The organism is Paenibacillus sp. FSL L8-0340, from assembly GCF_038593145.1.
GTDB lineage: Bacteria > Bacillota > Bacilli > Paenibacillales > Paenibacillaceae > Paenibacillus_AQ.
In genome coordinates this window covers 511,335-533,513 of record NZ_CP151967.1, presented here as the reverse complement: position 1 = coordinate 533,513, position 22,179 = coordinate 511,335, and the positions used below count along the sequence as shown (strand labels likewise).

Sequence of the window (22,179 nt, the reverse complement as noted above, 5' to 3'; positions counted from 1 at the left end):
AGTTCACAAAATAGGCACTCAACGAGAAGCGGATACCCCCATAAATTGGATGGTATCCGCTTCCGCAAGAAATATTAGGATAAACAGCAAGCAACCCCCTGCTTGCCCGTTTCACCCCGCCCTTCCGGGAACTTCCGCTTCTTCTGAACTTGCCGTCTTCCCGAAGTATGCCAGGAATAACCCGGCGAATTCAGGATCCCACTGGCTTCCTCTGCCCTGTTCCAGAATAGCCAGCGCCCGCTCATGATCCATCCCTTTCCGGTAGGGGCGGTCCGATGTCATGGCGTCGTAGGCATCGGCTACGGCAATGATTCTGCCATGCAGCGGGATGGACCTTCCGACAAGGCCATCCGGATAACCCTTTCCGTCGTAACGCTCATGATGTGAGCGGACTCCACTTATGTAAGGCGCCATCTTCTCCACAGGCTCAATCTGCCGCAGAATATTTTCCCCAAGCACCGGATGGCTCTTAATCTGATCAAATTCCTCATCCGTAAGATTTCCCTCTTTAAACAGGACATTGTCGGGCACACCGATTTTGCCGATATCATGCAGCAGAGCTGATTTCCGCAGGTCATCGAGTCTTTGACCCGTCAGCCCCGCCAATTGTCCAATAATGACCGAGTACTCCGCCACCCGCAGTGAGTGTCCCGCGGTATAGGAATCACGCGCATCCAGAGCCACGGCAAGCGTGGTGAAATAACTGTCCAGAAGCTGTCTATTCTGCTGTTCCCGGGCCTGAAGCCCCCGCACCATCATATTAAACCCGGCCACCAGCTTGGAGAATTCATCCGAATATTCATCCTGCACCTGCAAGAGGCGCCCGTCCTTGACGTTATTCATCGCCTTGTATAGTTCATTGATCGGGTGTTGAACGCTGTTAGTCAGGAGCCAGGCGGCAATGGAGGAGAATAATGTGCCGACCATCAGCACCATCCCTGCCCAAGCCCAATAGCTCTGCAATCCGGCAAGCGAACTGCTGTTGAGGCTGTCCATGCGGATATGTGTTGCCATGATAAAAAGAAACAGCGGGAATGTCCCGATCAGCATGCAGCTGATCAGAAATTTTGGGCGGATGGCTACAAAAACATGTCCTTCCAGCGAAAAGTCCACATTATACATATCCAAAGCGCGGTTTCTGAATTCTTTGATTAGCGGAATAATGGCCGAGCAGGTCAGGAAAAATTCGATCAGCGCATGCATGCACGCCACCAGAGTCGCCCCGACCATGGCCAGCAGCAGATAAAAATAAGGGAGGTTGATTAATCCGGTCTGGATCATCCAGAAGGTCATTAGGGCCGCCGGCAAGGATAACCCGAGAAGATGCGGGCCTAGAATCCGCTGTACTGCATTTCTGGGCATTCGGTGGGTATAGAGATATACTTCTTCCAGCATGGCCAGCGTAGGCTGCTGTTCTTTCATTGCAGTCCGTATCGGTTTGAGTTGATTCATGAATACACTGACTTCCGTGATTGCCATAATTGAAAAAGAGATCAGCAATACGATTAACAGGCGGGAATACTCCACCGCACTTATCTCCAGCGAAGAGAGCAGCAACAGGCTTCCCACGGCCAGCACACCAATCACGGAGCCAAAAAAATAATTTCTGATCTGCTTCTTCAAAAACACCCCGTAGATATTCATCTGTTCCCCCATTTCCAGCCTTACCCTGCTGCTTATATTCTACTTGCATTACTATATATTCCGTGATATAATAAAGTAATATTTGTTTTCGTGTATATACATCCCCATCAAGAAGATGTCAGGCCGATTGGTTACTTTCTATTTATTATCGGCATTTTGGACACAAAATCTTACGTTTTCTTGCATGACTCTTCCTTTTTATGAGACTAAATTCGAACATAGCATTCCGATTCACACTGGCGCGGTCACGGAGCCGCAAGGACAAAAGAGAGGTAGGGCTTTTGTCGTTTTGGAAGGATTATTCTCGCCATATGGCTGCTGGAAATAACAGGGAATTACGACACCCGTTTCGCTCACAAACGGCGGGGGATTAATATACGAGAAGATATGGACGTGCCGTTCCCCGTTGCAAGGAACGCTGCCATATGTGGAACATATAAGCGCCCGATCTCCGCAGCTTGCGGAGATCGGGCGCGTCTACTTTCTAGGGGGCTTAATCCGGAACTAATGTACATAACAGGCAACAAACTGGCTTACCTTGCTGATATATCCTGCCTTATCCGTATCATACGCAAGTCCATGCCCCGCTCCACGAACCATAAATTTCTCTTTTGGGCTTTACAAGGCACGAAAAAAATTACCTGCATCGCCATGGATAAACATTATCGGCACCTTTTCCTCACACCTGCCTCAGCACTGAGGCCTCCCCGAAGAAATTCCCAGCCCTCATCCGGGTAAAGAAAGGGCTTAGATCCTGTAAACTAATCAAATAACATACATATTTTACTATAATTGTGGTATTCTAGAAACGGTAAGCTTTTACAAATTTAATTGAGTCACAACTTCGGGATTTTTTTTAATTCAATTAAATAAGTTTAAGTTTTTATTGACTCTAAGGAGGGCATATGATTAAAAAAAGCAAAACAATAGCATTCATTTTTTTAGTACTTACACTGGCTTCAATTTTAGGATGTTCCTCATCTGGAGATGCTGATCTCGCGAAAGCTAACGAAAAAGTTAAGAAGCTTAGTCCTCTCACCGAAACACCCAAAATTGCCGGTTTGGATATTAAGGAAATAATTGTTAAAAAGGGATTAGAAACCGATAACCCCCCTCAAAATACAGTTATAATAACTTACACCGACAATAAGGGTAAAAAAGAGAAAGCAGAAGCCTATGATAAAAGCATTGAGTTGCTTTATGGTCCATATGAGGGCGACAAAGTAGCTACACTTTCTGTAAGCGGCATTGAAGTAGAGTTTGCTAATAACATGAACACAAAAACTGTAAATGGTCTCGAGCTTCTCTATACAGACATAAATGATTCATTATTAATATATGCTCGTCATAATGGACTCTCGTACACTTATGAAGCTCAAATAACAAATAAATACACCAAAGATAAACAGTTCGAATTATTCTCAAAAGTAATCACTTACAATGAAACCGATTAGAACATCTTATCAATATGCTTCGCTCATCTTTAAAAGAATCATCTTTCTATCGTAAAGTACAAAGCGATAGAGAGATGATTCTTTAATGATCATGTGATTACATTGCGCAATACATCAACAGGTACATAACTAATACACTCGATCGACTCAGGGAATAAACACCCCCGAACGTAGGCGAGTCTACTTTCCGGGGGTTATTGGACTACTTCACGTACCGGTTAACAAACTCACTTACCTTGCTGATATATCCCGCCTTATCCGTATCATAAGCAAGTCCATGCCCTGCGCCATGCACTACAAACTTGTCCTTGGGGCTGCGGCATGCCTGGTACACTTTGTCCATCATGGCATAGGGTACGAACTTATCGGCATCACCATGGATGAACAAGATCGGCACCCGTGCCTTACGCACCTGCTTCAGCGCTGATGCCTCACCGAAGAAATAGCCTGCTTTCAGCCGGGTAATCAGACTGGCAATCTGCACGAAGGGAAAGCTTGGCAGATGATACATCCGCCAGAGCTGATAAGAGAGCTGTGCTTTGACTGAGCTATACCCGCAGTCGGCAACAACCGCCTTCACCTGCGGCGGAAGCTCTTCACCCGCGGTCATCATCACCGTTGCTCCGCCCATAGACACCCCATGCAGCACAATCTGCGCCTGCGGCCCATTCTCTTCAATGATGTATTCGATCCACTTTACATAATCCCGGCGTTCGGGCCAGCCAAAGCCTATGTAATTGCCAGTGCTTTCACCATGTCCTCTGGCATCGGGAATAAGCACGTTATAGCCCAGGTTTTCATAATAAATCTTGGCGTAGGCCCCCATATCCTTTGCTTTGCCGGAATAGCCGTGGGCAACGATTGCTGTACGTCCGGCTGCCCGCTCTGACGGCAGATAATAACCCCGCAGCTTCAGTCCATCCTCTGAGCTCATGTCAACATTCCGGAAGCTCTGCCGGGCGATCCACTCCGCCCCTTCTCCCCAGGATGCGCCGGCCACCGGTGGCTCTACCTTCAGTGCAGGTGCAGTCGCCAAAAACTCCTTAGGTGCCCGATGGATCGCCACTCCATAGAAAAAGAAACCCGCATAGGTTAATCCTCCGGCAATGACGATAATAATCGCCAGTATAATTACACTCCACATGAATATTCTCACCTTTCCTTCTCGTAGCTGTAGGATACTCCAGTCACCATCATGCGGGCTCCGCAATGATTTCTGCATAGTATAACATGGTAGCCTCGCCTGCGAGAAATGTACGTATAACAGATGATTGAAATCTAAACGATTGTTGTATAATAACCCTTAAAACGTAGTAAACACCGTATAAAAAGGCCGCTTCCGGGGATTCTCTCTCCGAAAGCGGCCTGAATTATGTTAAGAACATAGCTTATAGACTGCTATTGGCCTTAGTGTGATTCAATGAAAGCCTCAGCGTTTTCGTCTGCTGGTTCTTGCCGTTCTGCTCAGCAGCAGACCTACTCCGGCAATAGCGAGACCGGTAATATAATAAGGTGCCGGGCTGGCTTCACCCGTCTGCGGCAGACTCTCGGCTGGATCCACAGGACCCAGCGGTATTTCTTCATCAAGAATAACTTCTTCATCCGGTACCGAAGCAGGTACTGGGACAGTCACTGGAGTAGTCTCCGGCGTTGGCTGCACAGACGAAGGTGTGGTCACAGGGCCCAAAGGCAGCGGATCCTCATCAATCGTAATCTCCTGATCGTCATTCGTACCAATCACCGTTGGTGTCGGAGATGGCGTTAGCGTCGGGTCTACCGTTGGTGCTACACTCGTCGGCGCTGGCGTTGGGTCTACCGTTGGTACTACACTCGTCGGCGCTGGCGTTGGGTCTACCGTTGGCGCTACGCTTGTCGGCGCTGGCGTCGGGTCTACCGTTGGCGCTACGCTTGTCGGCGCTGGCGTTGGGTCTACCGTTGGTGCTACGCTTGTCGGCGCTGGCGTTGGGTCTACCGTTGGCGTTACACTTGTCGGCGCTGGCGTTGGGTCTGCCGTTGGTGTCGGTGTCGGTGTTGGTGTCGGTGTCGGTACCGGCGTTGGCGTTGGCGTCGCCGTTGGTGTCACCGTTGGCGTTGGCGTCGGTGTTGGTACCGGCGTTGGTGTTGGCGTCGCCGTCGGTATCGGTGTCGGTGTTGGCGTCGTCGTCGGTATCGGCGCTGGTGTTGGTGTTGGCGTTGGTGTCGGCACCGGTGTTGGCGTTGGTGTTGGCGTCGCCGTCGGTATCGGCGTCGGTGTTGGCGTCGTCGTCGATATCGGCGCTGGTGTTGGTGTTGGCACCGGTGTTGGCACCGGTGTTGGCACCGGTGTCGGCGTTGGTATCGCCGTCGGTGTTGGCGTCGCCGTCGGTGTTGATGTTGGTACCGGAGTTGGCGTTGGCGTCGCCGTTGCCGTCGGTATCGGCGTCGGTACCGGCGTTGGCGTTGGCGTCGGCGTTGGCGTTGGCGTTGGCGTCGCCGTCGGTGTTGGCGTCGCCGTTGGTGTCGGTGTCGCCGTTGGTGTCGGTGTTGGCGTCGGTGTCGGTACCGGCGTTGGCGTTGGCGTCGCCGTTGGTGTCGGTGTTGGCGTCGGCGTTGGTGTCGGTGTTGGCGTCGCCGTCGGTATCGGCGTCGGTGTTGGCGTCGCCGTTGGTGTCGGTGTCGCCGTTGGTGTTGGTGTTGGCGTTGGTACCGGCGTTGGCGTCGCCGTCGGTGTCGGTGTCGCCGTTGGTGTCGGTGTTGGCGTCGCCGTCGGTGTCGCCGTTGGTGTCGGTGTCGGTGTTGGCGTCGCCGTCGGTGTCGCCGTCGGTGTCGCCGTTGGTGTCGGTGTCGGTGTTGGCGTCGCCGTCGGTGTCGCCGTTGGTGTCGGTGTCGGCCCGACTGGCGGCACCGTTCCCTCAAAGGTATGATGATGCATCTGAATATAACCGCTGAATCCTTTTGCAATAAGAGTACCATGCAGCTCAGCACGGCTGAACGCCACAAAGGCATGAGGCGCTAACATGGAGCCTTCAATGGTCGTGTTGCCATTAGCTACAGAAGAAGCTTCGTAGAAGTTGAACAACACATTATGAGATTTTCCGTTCCACATTTGAAAATCCGGAATGACGACCTTATTCCCGCTTACATTGATAATTACCGTGGCGTTTCCTGCAATATTGAACTGGAGACCGTTGGTAACCGCCAAATCCGCAGCAGTCAAATGAATGACATTAAAGGAATCCGGAGCGTTAATCGTCATTTTCCCTCCATCTCTGACAAAGGGCTGCGTTTGTTTCAGAGCAGCGAGTTCACTCGAACGCTGAATCAAAAATTGCTCCTCAGCTTGAAAATCGATCGGATGATCCTGCCGCTTACCTCCTTTAAGATCGGCTCCTGAACTTTTCATACTGCCTCCATACACAGAGGTGCCATAAACTGTTCCATTTGAAAAGTCGATGTCTTTGCCGGCGATAAGCACATCTCCGCCCACAGCATCCTTGGATACGCCATATCCCTGAAGAGTAATGTTCCCTGCAGCAGCGAGCCGTCCGTGGATCTGGTCATTGCTTTGTGCAAAATCTCCAAAGATAAAGGCGTTGAAATTCCCGGCGACTCCCAGCACCGGTGTTGGGGTGTACGGCATACTTGCCGCCGCTTCTGCATTGATCCCCGGATGAAGCATATTGCCGACGGTTAAAACCCCCGTCAGAATCAAGGCTAATGATTTTTTCCTCAACAATGATATGTACCTCCTATGTAACTATTCTATGAATGCACAGATTAGCCCGTAACAACAAAAAGACCGCCAAGAAGGGTTAGCTTCATGGCGGCCGGACGATCGTGGCACCTTTAGAGTGCTGTAGATTCCTGACTTTGCGTCCCGCTCTTTCGAACGGTTTGCGATTATACATGAGAAGTTGGTAACAGTTGTTTTCTATGTAGTCTATGACTTTTGTTACTTTCGGACTAGAATCAGTCTATCTCTTCACCCCTCCGTTTGTCAATCTATTCCTTATTTTTTTTGCTAGATTCTCTGAAAAAGTCCTCAATTCCGCAACACATAAGGGTTTCGTTGTATTCACCGATCACATAAAACAAATTTTCAATATTAAAAATTAGTATATTCGAACCATTTTTCAACTCATGTCGAAACAGCAAAAAAACTGTCGCCAGCTCTTGGCAGCAGTTTTTAGTCATTGTCAATTTACATAAGTCAGCGGGCAACGGCCGGACTTAGGATTTGTATATTTTATAACAGCTGAACCCAGCCGATCATGGACATCCATAGTGGAACACTTAAAAACAACCCGAACAACAACCCGCGGCGGAGACTTCCCTCATAATTCATCACAATTCTCCTTTTTAATGAGCTTTATTTTTCAATATTTATTATTTCAATTTTAATATAAAATAATTCTTATAATTATTTTGTGAATTATGTCACATTGTTTCAGTTGTTTAGAAATTCCATTGATTAATTTTTGAATAATCGGTTAAAATACGAATATATGTTCTTATTAGAGGTGATTGAATTTATGCATAGAGCGGAGAGTAACGATAATACACTGGTCAAATCCTATATATTGCTTCCGCTGATTTTATCAGCCTTTGAACGGGATTCAGCCATTATGTCGACACAACTGCGGACCCCCGTCCCATACATGGATGTTCTCCGTACTGCTGCGAATGCGGCTACTGCCGATCTGAGGGATGTGCGCGCCGAAATGAGGAAACGCGGAGTTAAAGTCTATGAACAGCAGCGGCTCCAGGTCGGCATCGAGGCCAAATTTATATGCCGGGGATATCATGAACGGATGCTGCTGCTGGATGACGTCATCGCTGCACAGGCCGCTATCCATATGCGCAAATACCTGGGACTCGATATCTCCGGCTACCACAGCTATGAGGAACAGTACAAAATCAAATCCGGCCCTCAAGCAAGCCTATAGACTTTGGAGCGTTGAAGAATAAAAACAGGCCTCGCCATGGGAGTCGGCAAGACCTGAATAAAGTACCTGCTATAAATTACATTAAAACCTTCCAATAGCCCAATGTGCCGAAAATAACTACCAGCGCCACGGGATATAGAATTCTCCGGCTTACCTTATCCTTAAACGTAAGAAATAAACATAACATGCAAAGCCACGCAATAAGAAGACTGCCCATTTCCTATGCATACGCTCCTTCCTGAACAACCTGATTGGCTCCGGCAGAGATAAAGATACACAAAGCCCTATATTTAAAAAGATACCCGGGCGGTATCCCTTTCATACTTGTATTTCACCGGACCGCCGGAACAGGATACTCCCAGAAGCCCAGTCGGCCCTTGGCCGGAATGTTCCCCTCCAGAGGAGTGACCCCCGTCAGTTCCCAGGCAAACCGTCCCTCCCTATAATCTCCAAAGATATATTCGCTGCCGTAGGGCCAGCCTTCTTCAGCCATACCAGCTGTAACTTCATAACAGTTTATCAGCGAACCTGTCGCTATAATCGCTCCGGCAGGCAAATTGTCAGCTGTAAGACCGTGACGGGCGAGCACCGATTGGAAAGGCTCCTGTAGGCATATTGCCTTATCAATCTTCAAACCGGCATGAATGGCGATTTCACCCCGGTAAGCCGTTCTCCAGGAACGGGTCTCGAATGATTTTTCACCAAGCGCAATGAGCGTCGCCCAAGGCTGCCGTATCGTCAGGCATCGCATAACATCCTGCCCCCTCTCTGCAACAAAGGAAAGACGCAGTCCACCGGAAATCCGGAAAACCGCGCCGCATTTAGTTTTTTGAGATGATGGCGAAGGGATCCCCCCCCCGGCTTAAACATTGTGAGCGTAACCCACACCTATCTATAAGGTTCAATTAGGTTCTGTATGATCTTTGCGGCGCTTCACTACTCATTATAAGGTTCAATCAGGTTTTGTAAAGTTTCTCTCAACGGTAGAAGAAATGCCAGATGGATGGATGGCTATTCCAAGGTTTAGGCTCCGGCTTTGCTTCATGCTGCAACTTTTTCCAAATCAGCAAGTCTAAATAAAAAAAGTAAAGGATGGATTAACTTAAAGAAAACAATATTTTTGTTTTTTACTGTAATGTGTAACTTTTCAATCGGCGGTACAGCGAATGCTGCTAACCCCTAAAACTAAATGTAAACGGGGCGTTACAGGATGAGTTACCTTCTCCTTTCGTCAGGAAGAACGTGAGTTATGTTCCTATTCGCACTGCGCAGTCTTTGGGTTAGGTTTTCCCCGGGTTCAATTTTATTATTCCACTGTGCATCCGGAAGGCCCTATGACTAGTTTTATTTACACTGAAAATGACTATTCTAAGTGGTATTTCCTGCACAGCGATAGCGTTTATTATTACGAGTTGAAGAATGGATACATGAGCCTTGTTTGGGAAGGTCAAATGACGGCTAAGACTCCGGGAAACTCATCTAGTCCCTTGGCCAAATTTTTGGTTACAGGCATAGATACTCTACCCTAAACAATTGAGTGACATTATCCTTAATTTCAAAGAAGAAAATCAATGAGCATTCTCTCCTTAAGAATGTAATACATCAAATAATAATTAATGGGCATTCGCCGTCAACAATATAGGTTATAGTCCATAGACTGTTGTCAGGATGTATTTATCTGAGGAGGTATTATTTTATGGACGCAAATAATTATCAACAGGTCGCTTGGAGTTGCATGAATAAGTACGTTGGTGTAACTACTACGGATGGCCAGTCTCATGATGGGTTTATTGCCCATGTAGACCAGGATTTCGTTACTCTTGCTATTCCTACAAACGAGATGTTTCAGGGTATGCCTGCGCAAAACTCTACCTACAGACAATTCGGTTTCCATCCAGGCTTTTTCCCCAGACGCCGCTTTATCCAGAGACGGATTCCTTTTGGTGCCATCACTGCATTGTTTTTACTCCCGTTTTTTATTTAATGATAGGAGGGAGGCAATTCCCCCTCCCTTCTCCTATGCCATTACCTCAAAATAACGTTGTCGTGTAACCGATATCCCCCGCGTGCAATCTCTACATATTGTGGTCCCCTCTGGAATCCGTTTACACATTCATCCTGACCGGCTAGCTGTCTCTAAATGATTGCCTCCCTGCGGACGAACTCTTTGAATTAGCTGCATACCATATCTCAAAAACTATGGGAGGCTTGATGTATGACACGTTTACTCGATGCTCGGACTTCTCAAAACGCTAGCATTGCCGGCAGCATGAATGGCGCAGGATTGACAGCAAACCAAAATGTATTAATTGGCCAGATTGGATTAACCACTGCCGGATCTCAGGGCCCTATTAGGGTACAGTTCAATGGCGTCGCAACTTTTTTTGTGTTTTCAGGAGGATTTATCACTTTAAACCTGTTTGTGGTTAGGGGGAGTGCAGCTACTGATCCCATAGTTGCTTCAAACCGGCTTCAGTTAAATCCAGGGGCAACAACACCTACTAACTTGTTCCCGCTTTACTTAATAGGCTCTGACTACAATCCCGCTCCAGCAGCTGAGATCATCTATTCCTTATTTGTGAACAGCACTGTAAACGTTAACCGTGTCGGACCTGAAAGTTTTAATGGGTGTGCTTATTCAGACTAGCGCTTATATAGCAAAAGAGCCTGCATGTTAATGTTTAACTATGTATGACTAGCCATAAAATTATTAAATGATGACAACAACTATCAAGGAGGTTTTGAAACTTTTTTATGACCACGGTTCTGTCTGTACGGATATTGATTGGATTAATTTCAACAAGCATTGGGTTTCTTCAACGCGTTCACCAACCTTTTCGATGAATGACGGCAAAGAGAAATGGTCTTTTGCCCGACTGAGCAAACGGGGCAAACCGGATCGTGTTAAAGCAATCAAGGAGGTCATAAAGTTCAAAAATACGGATCTGCGATCCATGGAGAACTATTTATCTGACAGCGCCTAACAGCAGCTCGTGGAGTGAAACCGGCTATGTAATGCGTTAAAATTAGCAGCGGTCCCGTAAAGCAACTTTAACCTAATCCCCTTTAATCAGCAACTGGGGCTGTCTCAGTTGCTGAACTCTCGTATGTCCAAACCACGCTATGTGAGTAACACAATTTGGGTTAAGATAGGAGTTTACCAAACCGTAACGGTTGTCAGCAGGTCATATTTCCCGTTTTTTCGTAGGCAGAGGGGATGTTTCGGTCAAATAAGCCCCATAAAACCATTAAAAAAACCGTTAGTGTAGCAATGTTCCAAGGTGTTTACTTCAAGTCTTACAATTCGCTCAAGTTATCTTGAGTAAGTTCTAGCTCCTTACCATTTTGATTAACAATATAAATTTTCTCAGGTGGACTTTCTAGGCTTTTCCCCTTAATTAACAGTTGGTGTCCTCCTTCGATTTTGTACTTTCTTATATATATTCCTGATCCGATATCCTCAAAGGAATACTTGTCAAAATCCCCCCAATTCAATGATACGCCTTTTTCAGCTAAGCTTTTTAATTCATCATACGAAATGTACTCCTTTGGCCCTTCTTCTTTGTTGCTTTGGCATGCTGAACAAATAATTAAAATGAATAATAATGTCATTGAGAACTTAAAGCATTTTGCTAGTGTCATTAGAACTTCTCCTTTTTTACCATTATTTTACTGGTAATATTTAGAAGATAATCATATCATAAAAAGGTAAAACAAGCATCTTTTAATCCCGATCCGGAAAAGTGGTTGGAATGGTTTAACAGCTTGCCTGAAGAAGTGCAATTAGAAGTCAATTATAGACCTGCAGGATTTGATTCCACATTAAATAAAGCAGTTTTACCAAACAATGATATACCAATCAATGAAACGCAATATAGTCAAAATTCATCTGAACCAAAAGAGGATTCCAAAAAGTCCGTAGGATTGCAGTTACTTGAAACAATGGTAACTGGTGGATACGAACATCCTTATGATACTAGTGTTTGGGCACCATTAACAGATAAGGCCAATTGCTATGCTTATATGTTAAACATATCTACTTATTCTGGGCACAAACTTCAACCAGGTGAAAAGGCTGGGAATATTTTCTCAAGCTTAACAACTACAAGCATAATTAATGCTGCACAAGCTGATATGCCTTACCTGAGTAAATCTATTCGTAGTTCTAGTTATAGTGAAGTTCCAGGTTATCGGGAGTACAAAGTAGCATTAGTAATTGCTCCTAATTATGATTATCACTGGTATAGACAAGATGCTGACGGCGGCTGGTCACACAAAAGAGGCTTAACTGCAATTGATTTTAGAGATGCAAGCGGAATTTCAATTCGCAACCCGCAAACAGCTAATCGCAATTATGGTAATGGTCTGAATTATTCTACATTTAGCGGATTGTATATTATTAAATATTAACAAAAATTATAAAAGCCATCATGCACATCCCCTCTCCCTAGGATACCGGGCTTCTAAATTTCCATGTGAAATTTTAGGTGTATTCATTCCAATTGAGCGAAGCTAAATTACACTTGTTTCTAGGTGTAGCGGTTGGTAAATGCCTTCGCCAGTTTGAGTACAGTGGGGTAAAATAATTTTTTCAAGGAGTTTAGTAATGTAGAATTGATATGCCATGAGAAACCGCCCTTTTAATAGAGCGGTTTTTTGTTAATTCGCAAATTTATTTATCACACAGCGATTGTTGGCTTTTTTTATGCCGAGAAGGAGTTTTTTATGAAATTGACTCAAAACAAAACTTTATATCTTTATATTATGTACGCTCCTTGAATTCATTCTGTTATCGGTGCTGCCACCCGTGCCCAAAATCTTCTTATCCTACACAATATGCAGAGTACGTAGTCTACATTTAAGTAATAAACAATTATCTGCCTGGCAATTGAGGTCAGCGCGACTCAGAAACCCCCCTTTACTCGGGTAAAAATAAGAAGAATGGTAGAAAAATCAAAAAAAAGCGCAGCCCCCCCGAAATTCCAAGAAGCCGCGCCGCGTATGTTTTTTTAGGATGCTGGTGAAGGGAATTGAACCCCCGGCCTACGCATTACGAGTGCGTTGCTCTACCCCTGAGCTACACCAGCTTAAAGCATTTTTTCTGTCAAACAAAAAATATTATACAACTTTCAGCCAAAAACGCAACCTTTTTTCACAACATCCGGGCTTCAATTCTCCTGCAGCTTGCGTTCAACGGATTGCAGCTTACTGCGGCTTGTAGACGGCTTGTCGCGGCGGTCATCAATCTTCAGCGACGTGGATACCCGCTGTGCCCCGGCAGCGAAAGGCGACTCATGCAGCGCTTCTACGGCAGCGAGAATCCGCGGGATCGGTCCTTCGATAATCGTCCCCATAGATGTAAGCTCATAAGTGATCCCTTCCACTCCCCTGAGCACACGCTGCATATCGGCCACATAACAGCTCAGGCTCGTGCTGCCTGTGCCGATTGGAATTACGGTTACTTCGCCAATTGCCATTCTGAATCCCTCCTTAATATGCTGTAAAAAAAACCCTTTATTGGAAATTTCCTCGCGCGACCTTATTACGGACTATAAACCTAAAGTTCCTGATATATGTCTACGGCCTGTTCTTATTGTAGCAACTCCGCCGCACACCCACAAACCGCTAACCCCCACCATTCGTAACCCTTCGTCCCCCATATTTCTTCATTAGGCATTCCAGTGTCACGCTCACAATATTTATGGACTCTTTGTGGCATCTTTTAAGACAATTTATGACTTTATCCAGACACTTTTTGCACCCAACTTGTGGATTACCTGTGGACTAACTGTGGATCATTTGTGAGTAAAACCGCAGAACCCGCTCCCCGCGCGGAGTTTCAAAAAATGGTTTACAAACACAACATATTGGGTTATTTTTATCTAACGACAACAAAATATAGTGGAAACAGGTGTTTCGCTCTTTCAAGCGAGCTGAAGCTTAATAGGGAAACGCGGTGCAAATCCGCTGTGGTCCCGCCACTGTAACCGGATGCCTGCAGGCTTTCTGAAGCCCGTCAAGCAGCGTCTACCGGCAATAGCCACTGAGGGGCCTCAAAGCTCTCGGGAAGGCGCCGGAGGATTCACCGGAAGCCAGGAGACCTGCCTGTTTCGCCGACACCATCATTCATGCCTGCGAGGACCAGGTGAGGTGTCCGCAATGCGGCCTGCACAAGCAGACATAGCCTTCCCGTGTTTTAAGGAGCCAAGGCTGCCGATACCTGAGGGCTATAAACCATTATCGCCCTCAGGTATCGGCTTCTGCGGAATATATAAGAACAGGACAGAGATTACCCCTGTCCCCTGCTTGTATGTTCATCAAGACAACCGGCAAATATCCTTGTAAGGATATTTCGTACGCATTCGGGCATTTTCCGCCTCTTCGGCGGGAGATGCTTTTTTACTGCTATCAGGAAGTATATACTTCGTTCTTACTATACCGAGGGGAGAGAGCTAGACAATGACGCTGCTGGAGAAACGGTACAACGGTGGACAAGCTGCACAGGAAGTTCTTTTGGAGGAAGTTATTCATTTGGGACGGGATATTATCGACAGCCGGGATTTGGATCTGCTGCGCGAGAATGCCAATTTGAACGGAGAAAGCTTCTCCGGCAAAATGAGCAAATTCGGCAGTGAATATTCCAAGTGGTATGCCCGCAACTTCACGATGCCGCCACAGCTCGTGCAGGCCATTCAGGATAATGTCGTGTACGTCCACGATCTGGATCAATACGCCATCGGAACGACCAACTGCATCTTTATCCCGTTTGAGCGCCTTCTCCGCGAAGGCTTCAATACCGGCAACGGCAGTGTCCGTCCTCCGAACTCGATTATGACCGCAATGTCGCTGGTGGCGATTATTTTCCAATCCCAGCAAAATGCCCAATACGGCGGCGTATCCGCCAATAAACTGGATTATGATCTTGCCCCGTACGTGACCAAATCCTTCGCCAAGCTGTTCCGCAAGGGACTGGAGTACTTTGAAGAAGGACAAGCCGGTGATCACCTCGGCGAAATCTCGATGAGCCGCAGCGATCTGGCGGAGCAGTATCCTCGCGCCTTCCGCTTTGCGCAGAAAGAGACCGAAAGCGAAACACTGCAGGCAGCAGAGAGTATGATACATAATCTCAATACGATGTCCAGCCGTTCCGGCGGACAGATTCCTTTTACCAGCATCAACTATGGCACCTGTATCTCCCCCGAAGGCCAGCTTGTGATCAGCTCCCTGCTGACCGCCACCATGAACGGCCTCGGCAGCGGAGAAACACCGGTGTTTCCGATCCAAATCTTCAAATGCAAGCAGGGCGTCAACCAGCAGCAGGGCGATCCGAACTATGAGCTGTTCCTCAAAGCAGCCGAATGTTCCGCACGCAGACTGTATCCGAACTTTGCCAATCTGGATGCTCCGCTCAACATGCAGTACTATGATCCGGCTGACCCGGACACTGAATTTGCTACGATGGGCTGCCGCACCCGGGTACTGGGCGACCGTTTCGGACGTAATCACTGCTCCGGCAAAGGCAATCTGTCCTTCAACACCCTGAATCTGGTCCGTCTGGGCCTCGCTCACGGCACTGTAACAGGCCGCCGTCTTGCTCCCGACGAGGAAGGCTTCTACGACGACCTGAATCATTATATGGATATTGCACTGGAAGGCCTGCTGCACCGTTTCCGGATTCAAGCGGCCCAGAAAGCCAAAGCCTCCGATTTCATGATGCGCGAAGGTGTCTGGGAAGGCGGCGAACAGCTTGCTCCCGAGGACAGCGTAGGCGAGCTGCTGAAGCACGGCAGTCTGTCGCTCGGCTTCATCGGTATGGCGGAGTGCATGAAGGCCATGTACGGCAAACATCATGGCGAGGACATGGAAGTCCATGCCAAAGCGCTCGCCGTTGTCCGCCATATGCGCGAGTACTGCGACCGCAAGAGCGAAGAGCTCAATCTTAACATCACGCTGTTTGCAACACCTGCCGAAGGCTTGTCCGGCAAATTCACCAAGGTGGACCACAAGGTGCTTGGCTCTATTCCCGGCGTAACCGACCGCGAATATTATACGAACTCCTTCCACATTCCAGTGTATTACGAGCTCAGTGCGGCCAAGAAGATTAGCCTTGAGGCCCCTTTCCATGAGTACTGCAACGCCGGAGCCATTTCCTATGTGGAACTGAACGGCAATGCCCGCAGCAACCCGGCGGCTTTTGTCAAAATCATCCGCTACGCGCTGGAGCAGGAAATCAGTTATTTCAGCATTAACCACCCGATTGACCGCTGCTCCGGCTGCGGCTATGAAGGGGTTATCGGCACGAACTGCCCTTCCTGCGGCGCGCATGAGCATGACACCCATATCCGCCGCCTGCGCCGGGTAACCGGATATTTGACCGGCGATTACCAGACCCGCTTCAACGCCGCCAAGCAGGCCGAAGTAAGAGACCGCCTCAAGCATCTATGAATATTTGCGGCTACTACCCGGAATCAATTAATGAGGGAGAGGGCATGCGGGCCGTCCTCTTCCTCAGCGGCTGCCGCCACCGCTGCCCGGGCTGCTTCAATCCGAAAACGTGGAATTTCAATTTTGGTGAAGTGTTCACCCTGGAGCGGCAGCGTGAGATTATTGCCGAAATTGCCGCTAATCCGCTGCTGGACGGCCTGACGCTGGCCGGCGGGGACCCTTTTTTCTCGGCAGAAGAGGCTGCGGGCTTCATTCATGAGCTTCGCGCTGTGCTGCCGGATTTCTCAATTTGGATTTATACCGGTTATACGTATGAAGAGCTGACGGCTTCTCCGGGCTCGCCGGAATGGAATCTGCTGGCCTTGTGCCATGTAGTGATTGACGGACGATTTGTAGAAGAGCTTAAAGATACTACCCTTCCCTACCGGGGAAGCAGCAACCAGCGGATTATCGACATTCCGGCCAGCCTTGCCGGCAAGGAAGTCATCCATTGGCAGCCTGCTGTACTTTAGCTTTTTGGAAATATAAATTTCATGGTATACTTTAAGCTTCTGTTTTCCGCAGACCCGGATTCCAGCACGCGATACGATCTATCGCCTGCTTCGAAGGCAGCTTTGAAATGTCGGCTTAGCCGCCATTTCCTGGCCGCTTTCTGCGCTATAATATATCAATTTTTAATATTGAAAATTAAACCCAAATACGAAAGGATGAATCCCCTATGCCAGAACTCGTAGTGAAACCCGACAACCGCCAATTGGCTTTTGATGAAATCCGCCTCTCCGTTTACGCCGACCGTATCCTGAACGGCCTTGAGCAATTAAGCAAAGAAACCTTGCTGCGCGGGGTGCAGTCCAAGCTTCGCCGGAGCGAGGTCAGCGGAGAGGAAATCAGCAGCGCCTTCACCATGAGCGCCCTTGAGCTCGTAACCAAAGAAGAACCGGATTGGAAGTTTGCTGCTGCCCGCTCGCTTTTGACGACCCTATACAAAAAAGCCGCGGTTAACCGCCGCTATAAAGCCTACCCGGATGAGCCATACGGCGAGCTGTACCCGCTGATTTCCGATCTGGTGAAGAAAGGCATCTACCGTGAAGAGCTTCTGACCCACTACACCAAAGAACAGATTGCCGAGCTTGGCGGCTGCATTGATCATACACGCGACCTGCTGTTCGATTACATCGGCTTGCTTACATTGTCAGACCGTTACCTGGCCCATGACTTTGACGGGCGTGTGATGGAGCTTCCGCAGGAGCGTTATATGATTATCGCCATGTTCCTCATGCACACAGAGCCGGAAGAGAAACGTCTGGATCTGGTTAAAGAAGCCTACTGGGCGATGAGCAACATTTACATGACGGCTGCAACGCCAACGATGTCCAACGCTGGTAAAAAGGTTGCCGGACAGCTCTCCAGCTGCTTCATCGACACCGTAGACGACTCGCTCGAAGGTATCTTCGACTCCAACACCGACGTAGCCCGGCTGAGCAAAATGGGCGGCGGCATCGGCGTCTACCTCGGCAAGGTACGGGCCCGCGGCTCCGATATCCGCGGCCACAAGAATACCAGCTCCGGCGTTATCCCGTGGATCCGCCAGCTGAACAATACCGCCGTCAGCGTCGACCAGCTCGGCACACGCAAAGGTGCGGTTGCCGTTTATCTCGACGTCTTCCATAAAGATATTCTCGCCTTCCTCGACCTGAAGCTTAACAACGGCGACGAGCGGATGCGCGCGCATGATGTGTTCCACGGCGTCTGCCTGCCGGATCTGTTCATGGAGGCCGTAGAAGCGCGCGGCCACTGGAACCTTTTCTGCCCGCATGAGGTGAAGAAGGTAATGGGCTGGAAGGATGAGAACGGCCGCGCACTTGGCCTTGAGGATTTCTATGACGAAAAGCTTGGCCAAGGCGCATTCCGTGACAAATATGCCGAAGCTACCGCCAATCTGGAGCTGTCCCGTATTACGGTTCCGGCCATCGACATTATGAAGCGAATTATGAAATCACAGCTGGAAACCGGCACACCTTATATGTTCTACCGCGATACGGTGAACCGCTCCAACCCGAACCGGCACCAGGGGATGGTCTTCTCCTCCAACCTGTGCACAGAAATTATGCAGAACCAGTCGCCAACGGTCATTGAGAGTGAAGAGCTGGTTACCAAAGACGGCCAGACCCGGATCGTCATCTCAAAGGTTCCCGGCGACTTCGTAGTCTGCAACCTGAACTCCATCCACCTGGCACGTGCCATCCCGGCCGGAGTACTGGAGCGGCTGGTGCCGATTCAGGTACGCATGCTAGACAACGTCATCGACATTAACAATATCGAAGTGCTGCAGGCGCAGTACACAAACAGCCAATACCGTGCAGTCGGACTCGGCACCTTCGGCCTGCATCACCTGCTGGCGCTGGAGGGCATCCGCTGGGAGTCCGACGAAGCCGTGGAATACAACAATCACCTGTATGAGCACATCAACTATCTGCTGGTACGCTCCAGCATGGAGCTGGCCCGCGAGAAGGGCCGCTATCCGAAGTTTGCGGGCTCCGACTGGGATACCGGAGCCTACTTCGACTCGCGCGGTTATACAAGCGGCGAGCAGGAAGGCAAATATGTGACAACGGAGCAGTGGCGTGAGCTGCAGCAGGAAGTAGCCAAAGACGGCGTACGCAATGCCTGGATGTTCGCGATTGCTCCAAACGGCTCAACCTCGATCATCGCCGGCTCCACAGCCAGCATTGATCCTCTGTACGAGCTGCTCTCCTACGAGGAGAAAACAACTTACAAGATCGCCAACCCGGCACCGGATCTGTCCGAGAAGACGATTTGGTACTACAAAACGGCGTTCCTGATTGACCAGAACTGGTCGATCCGTATGGCCTCAGCCCGCCAGCGCCACGTCGATCAGGGCCAGAGCTTCAATCTGTACGTGACGCCGGACATCAAGGCCACCGATTTCCTGAACCTGCATCTGAACGCCTGGAAGGGCGGACTCAAGTCGACGTATTATGTGCGGAGCCGTGCATTAACCATAGAAGAGTGTGAATCTTGCGCGAGCTAATTGTCTTCATGCCTTGAATAGAAACACGGTGATGTATTCGTAACTACGAGGAATGTTTGGGCTTCCGGCCGCTGTTGTCATCAGATGTTTTGATTGTCCAAACTTCCTCTACGCGTCATTTTTCTGCCCATCTTTAATCAATAAAGGGAATTACCACCGCTATCTGTGCCCTGGATTGAAAATCGCACAAGGAACGGGAATTCTGCCCGCTAAGTTTTCATAAAAGGGCTCTATTTAATAAATAGTCCCTAATAGCGACATGAATTCCCTCTATAAGAATAAATAGAACCATTTATATAAAATTACCGGGCGACTTTCCCGTTACCCCCTTTTAGCAGTCAGGAAGCTTGCTCCTCTTCTCCTTTTGGAAGCCCGCTTCCGGCGAGAGGCCATGGCGGCGGAAACCTACCACAGTTTGAGCGCAAAATATAGGAGGGAATATAAATGCAACTGCAAAAGATTTTTAATACAGAAGCGCCGAATATGTCTACCCGCATCATTGACGGGGAATGCTCGGGCATTCTGAACTGGAACGATATCCGCATGCCGCATATGTATAAGCTGTACAAGGTGCTGCTGCTCAACCACTGGATCGCCGATGAAATCCCCATGTCCAAGGACGCCCAGCAGTTCCCGATGCTGGAGGCTGAAGAACAGCGTGTGTTCAAGATCAACATCTCCCTGCTCGCAGTGCTGGACTCCATGCAGACCATGTTTGTGGGCGACGTAAAGCGGTATTTTACCGATTCTTCCCTGGAGGCGATCTCCGCGATCATCGGACAGCAGGAGGTTGTGCACAACCAATCCTACTCCTATGTCCTCTCTTCCATCGTTTCGGACAGCGAGCAGAAGGAAATCTTCGAATACTGGAAACATGATCCTGTCCTGCTGGAGCGCAACCAGTTCATCTCCGATATTTATCAGGAGTTCCGCGACGAGCCGTCGAAAGAAACCTTTTTCCGCGCGCTGGTAGCCGATCTCATTCTGGAAGGGATTTTCTTCTACAGCACGTTTGCTTTCTTCTACAATCTGGCCCGTGACCAGAAGATGATGGCAACCAGCCAGATGATCTCCTACATCCAGCGCGACGAGAACCAGCATTGCTACTTCTTCGCAGAAGTGTTCAAGCAGCTGCTCGTGGATTTCCCAGAGCTCAACACTCCGGAGAATATGGATTACGTGTACCGCACCATCGACCGCGCCGTAGAGCTGGAAACCAACTGGGGTCACTACACACTTACCAACGTGCGCGGCATTGACATGAATGAGCTGAGCGATTATATCAAATACACAGCTAACAAACGCCTGACCCTGATGGGCATGGAAAAAGCCTATAAAGGCGTGGACGTCAACTGCATGCCATGGATTAAGCCTTTCTCCGACGAAGCGCTGAACGCCACCAAAACCGATTTCTTCGAAGCCAAGTCACGCAATTACGGCAAAGTCGGCGACGACAACGGGTTCGACGATTTGTAAATGCGGCGAAGTAACGGATCACGCTAATCTATGCAGAATGTGCACTAGATTAACCTGATCTCAGCCCAAAAAGACCATCTGCTGTATTTCATGCAGTTGATTGCCTGAAAAAACCCATTTCGAGCCGGGTGAGCCTTATTCTGCTGTACAAAACGCAGTCAAGTCTGATTAGCGTCTGAAACGCGGCAATTCTGCTGCAAAAAGTGCAATCAGCCTATGTGCCTGCCCTTTCCATATACAAAAGAGCTCCTTCTATCCACCGGATAAAAGGAGCTCTTTATATTATTGTACGACAGGCATGGCTAGCGCAGCCGGTTACTCTCCGGCCTTCCGGGCCGCTTTATGTGCAGTCTCTTCCGCCAGTTCCGCCAGTACGCTGTTCAGCCGCAGCTTGAGTTCCTCGGCCAGTTCAACTATACCCTGATCGCCCCTCACAGCCTGTGAGTCCACGGCATATACGCCGCCCAGAATATGCCGTGCGCCCAGCACGGACAATACCGGCTTCAGTGCGTAGTCTATGGTGAGCAAATGTGCCAGGCTGCCGCCCATAAAGAGCGGGAGCACGATTTTGCCGGCCAGCCCTTTTTGCGGGATCAAATCGAGGAAGGTCTTGAGCACTCCCGTATAGGAGGCTTTATACACCGGACTAACCACGATTACTGCGTCTGCTTCGGCTACAAGACCATTGGCTTTGACGATCGCTTCACTTTCAAACTTGGTATGGATCAAATCCTCCGCCGGCAGCTCAGCTACATTAATGCGTTCCACCTCAAACCCTCGCCCGCGTAAATCGTCCTCCGCATATTCAATAACCGCGTTGATCCGCGATACCAGAGACGGCGTTCCGTTGATCACAACTATTTTGCCCATTTCTCCACCTCTTCCGTTCATTTCACAATATATGCAAGATGCACCTGATCTCAAGCCTGAATACTTTAAATTAGTAATAATCCTATCAAAGAGCAAAGATTAATGTCAAACAGGAATTACCCTTGCACCCCGCAAAATCATGGGATATAATAAGCGGCAATACTATATCCCGACCAGGCCAATGAACGGCATCCAACCGCGAGGCGTCTGCGACCGGAGCATTTACTTGTTCCCTAAGTTTACCGGGTTTCGCCCGTTACCGCGAAGACCAAAGAGGATCGGATTCCGCTAATGAAGCAGCTTTACAAGGATT

17 protein-coding genes, 1 tRNA gene and 2 riboswitches are annotated in these 22,179 nt (G+C 48.7%); of the genes, 10 read left to right on the top strand and 8 right to left on the bottom strand.

Annotation, left to right across the window (positions count from 1 at the left end; translation table 11 throughout):
• Positions 1–111: 111 nt before the first annotated feature.
• Positions 112–1,629: an HD domain-containing phosphohydrolase gene (locus tag NST07_RS02425; RefSeq protein WP_342481919.1), complete on the bottom strand. Its 1,518-nt coding sequence runs from the start codon at positions 1,627–1,629 to the stop codon at positions 112–114.
• A gap of 920 nt (positions 1,630–2,549) precedes the next feature.
• Between NST07_RS02425 and NST07_RS02420 the strand changes: the two genes are divergently transcribed.
• Complete coding sequence (locus tag NST07_RS02420; protein ID WP_342480997.1) at positions 2,550–3,098, top strand: hypothetical protein; 549 nt, start codon at positions 2,550–2,552, stop codon at positions 3,096–3,098.
• A gap of 202 nt (positions 3,099–3,300) precedes the next feature.
• Here the strand turns inward: NST07_RS02420 and NST07_RS02415 are convergent, their stop codons facing one another.
• Both NST07_RS02415 and NST07_RS02410 read right to left on the bottom strand, forming a co-directional pair.
• Complete coding sequence (locus tag NST07_RS02415; RefSeq protein WP_342480996.1) at positions 3,301–4,242, bottom strand: alpha/beta hydrolase; 942 nt, start codon at positions 4,240–4,242, stop codon at positions 3,301–3,303.
• Between the two features lie 285 nt (positions 4,243–4,527).
• Positions 4,528–6,813, bottom strand: a complete 2,286-nt coding sequence (locus NST07_RS02410) for a collagen-binding domain-containing protein (protein WP_342480995.1) — start codon at positions 6,811–6,813, stop codon at positions 4,528–4,530.
• 83 nt (positions 6,814–6,896) lie between these two features.
• Positions 6,897–6,986, bottom strand: a riboswitch (cyclic di-GMP riboswitch).
• A 623-nt stretch (positions 6,987–7,609) separates the two neighbouring features.
• Here NST07_RS02410 and NST07_RS02405 point away from each other — a divergent pair.
• The gene (locus NST07_RS02405) at positions 7,610–8,023 is read left to right on the top strand and encodes a hypothetical protein (protein ID WP_342480994.1); all 414 of its coding nucleotides are present in this window, start codon (positions 7,610–7,612) and stop codon (positions 8,021–8,023) included.
• A gap of 331 nt (positions 8,024–8,354) precedes the next feature.
• Here the strand turns inward: NST07_RS02405 and NST07_RS02400 are convergent, their stop codons facing one another.
• Entirely contained in the window at positions 8,355–8,774 is a 420-nt protein-coding gene (locus tag NST07_RS02400) for an ASCH domain-containing protein (protein WP_341089492.1), read from the bottom strand.
• 945 nt (positions 8,775–9,719) lie between these two features.
• Here NST07_RS02400 and NST07_RS02395 point away from each other — a divergent pair.
• The 3 genes from NST07_RS02395 to NST07_RS02385 all read left to right on the top strand — a co-directional run bounded on the left by NST07_RS02395 (position 9,720) and on the right by NST07_RS02385 (position 11,007).
• Positions 9,720–10,007: a phosphatidylinositol kinase gene (locus NST07_RS02395; protein ID WP_341089491.1), complete on the top strand. Its 288-nt coding sequence runs from the start codon at positions 9,720–9,722 to the stop codon at positions 10,005–10,007.
• 231 nt (positions 10,008–10,238) lie between these two features.
• Positions 10,239–10,670 (top strand): hypothetical protein, encoded by a 432-nt coding sequence (locus NST07_RS02390; RefSeq protein ID WP_341089490.1) that lies wholly within the window; start codon positions 10,239–10,241, stop codon positions 10,668–10,670.
• A gap of 94 nt (positions 10,671–10,764) precedes the next feature.
• The gene (locus tag NST07_RS02385) at positions 10,765–11,007 is read left to right on the top strand and encodes a hypothetical protein (protein ID WP_341377144.1); all 243 of its coding nucleotides are present in this window, start codon (positions 10,765–10,767) and stop codon (positions 11,005–11,007) included.
• A gap of 313 nt (positions 11,008–11,320) precedes the next feature.
• On the opposite strand, the gene NST07_RS02380 is transcribed toward NST07_RS02385, so the two are convergent.
• Positions 11,321–11,665, bottom strand: a complete 345-nt coding sequence (locus tag NST07_RS02380; protein ID WP_341089488.1) for a hypothetical protein — start codon at positions 11,663–11,665, stop codon at positions 11,321–11,323.
• A gap of 123 nt (positions 11,666–11,788) precedes the next feature.
• Between NST07_RS02380 and NST07_RS02375 the strand changes: the two genes are divergently transcribed.
• Positions 11,789–12,433, top strand: coding sequence for a hypothetical protein (locus NST07_RS02375; protein ID WP_342480993.1), 645 nt, complete (start codon positions 11,789–11,791; stop codon positions 12,431–12,433).
• Positions 12,434–13,038: 605 nt separating this feature from the next.
• Here the strand turns inward: NST07_RS02375 and NST07_RS02370 are convergent.
• Both NST07_RS02370 and NST07_RS02365 read right to left on the bottom strand, forming a co-directional pair.
• Positions 13,039–13,110: transfer RNA gene (locus tag NST07_RS02370), tRNA-Thr, on the bottom strand.
• 81 nt (positions 13,111–13,191) lie between these two features.
• Complete coding sequence (locus NST07_RS02365) at positions 13,192–13,500, bottom strand: MTH1187 family thiamine-binding protein (protein ID WP_342480992.1); 309 nt, start codon at positions 13,498–13,500, stop codon at positions 13,192–13,194.
• Between the two features lie 415 nt (positions 13,501–13,915).
• A riboswitch (cobalamin riboswitch) is annotated at positions 13,916–14,147 on the top strand.
• A gap of 335 nt (positions 14,148–14,482) precedes the next feature.
• Here NST07_RS02365 and NST07_RS02360 point away from each other — a divergent pair.
• The 4 genes from NST07_RS02360 to NST07_RS02345 all read left to right on the top strand — a co-directional run bounded on the left by NST07_RS02360 (position 14,483) and on the right by NST07_RS02345 (position 20,996).
• Positions 14,483–16,468: an anaerobic ribonucleoside triphosphate reductase gene (locus NST07_RS02360; protein WP_341089484.1), complete on the top strand. Its 1,986-nt coding sequence runs from the start codon at positions 14,483–14,485 to the stop codon at positions 16,466–16,468.
• A complete protein-coding gene (nrdG, locus tag NST07_RS02355; RefSeq protein ID WP_341089483.1) occupies positions 16,465–16,980 on the top strand; it encodes an anaerobic ribonucleoside-triphosphate reductase activating protein in 516 nt (171 codons plus the stop codon). Before NST07_RS02360 ends, nrdG begins: the two co-directional genes overlap by 4 nt.
• 206 nt (positions 16,981–17,186) lie before the next feature.
• Positions 17,187–19,520, top strand: a complete 2,334-nt coding sequence (locus NST07_RS02350) for a ribonucleoside-diphosphate reductase subunit alpha (RefSeq protein WP_341089481.1) — start codon at positions 17,187–17,189, stop codon at positions 19,518–19,520.
• 444 nt (positions 19,521–19,964) lie between these two features.
• Complete coding sequence (locus tag NST07_RS02345; protein ID WP_038585280.1) at positions 19,965–20,996, top strand: ribonucleotide-diphosphate reductase subunit beta; 1,032 nt, start codon at positions 19,965–19,967, stop codon at positions 20,994–20,996.
• A gap of 315 nt (positions 20,997–21,311) precedes the next feature.
• On the opposite strand, the gene ssuE is transcribed toward NST07_RS02345, so the two are convergent.
• On the bottom strand, positions 21,312–21,866 hold the full coding sequence (ssuE, locus tag NST07_RS02340; RefSeq protein WP_341089480.1) for an NADPH-dependent FMN reductase: 555 nt from the start codon (positions 21,864–21,866) through the stop codon (positions 21,312–21,314).
• Between the last annotated feature and the right edge of the window lie 313 nt (positions 21,867–22,179).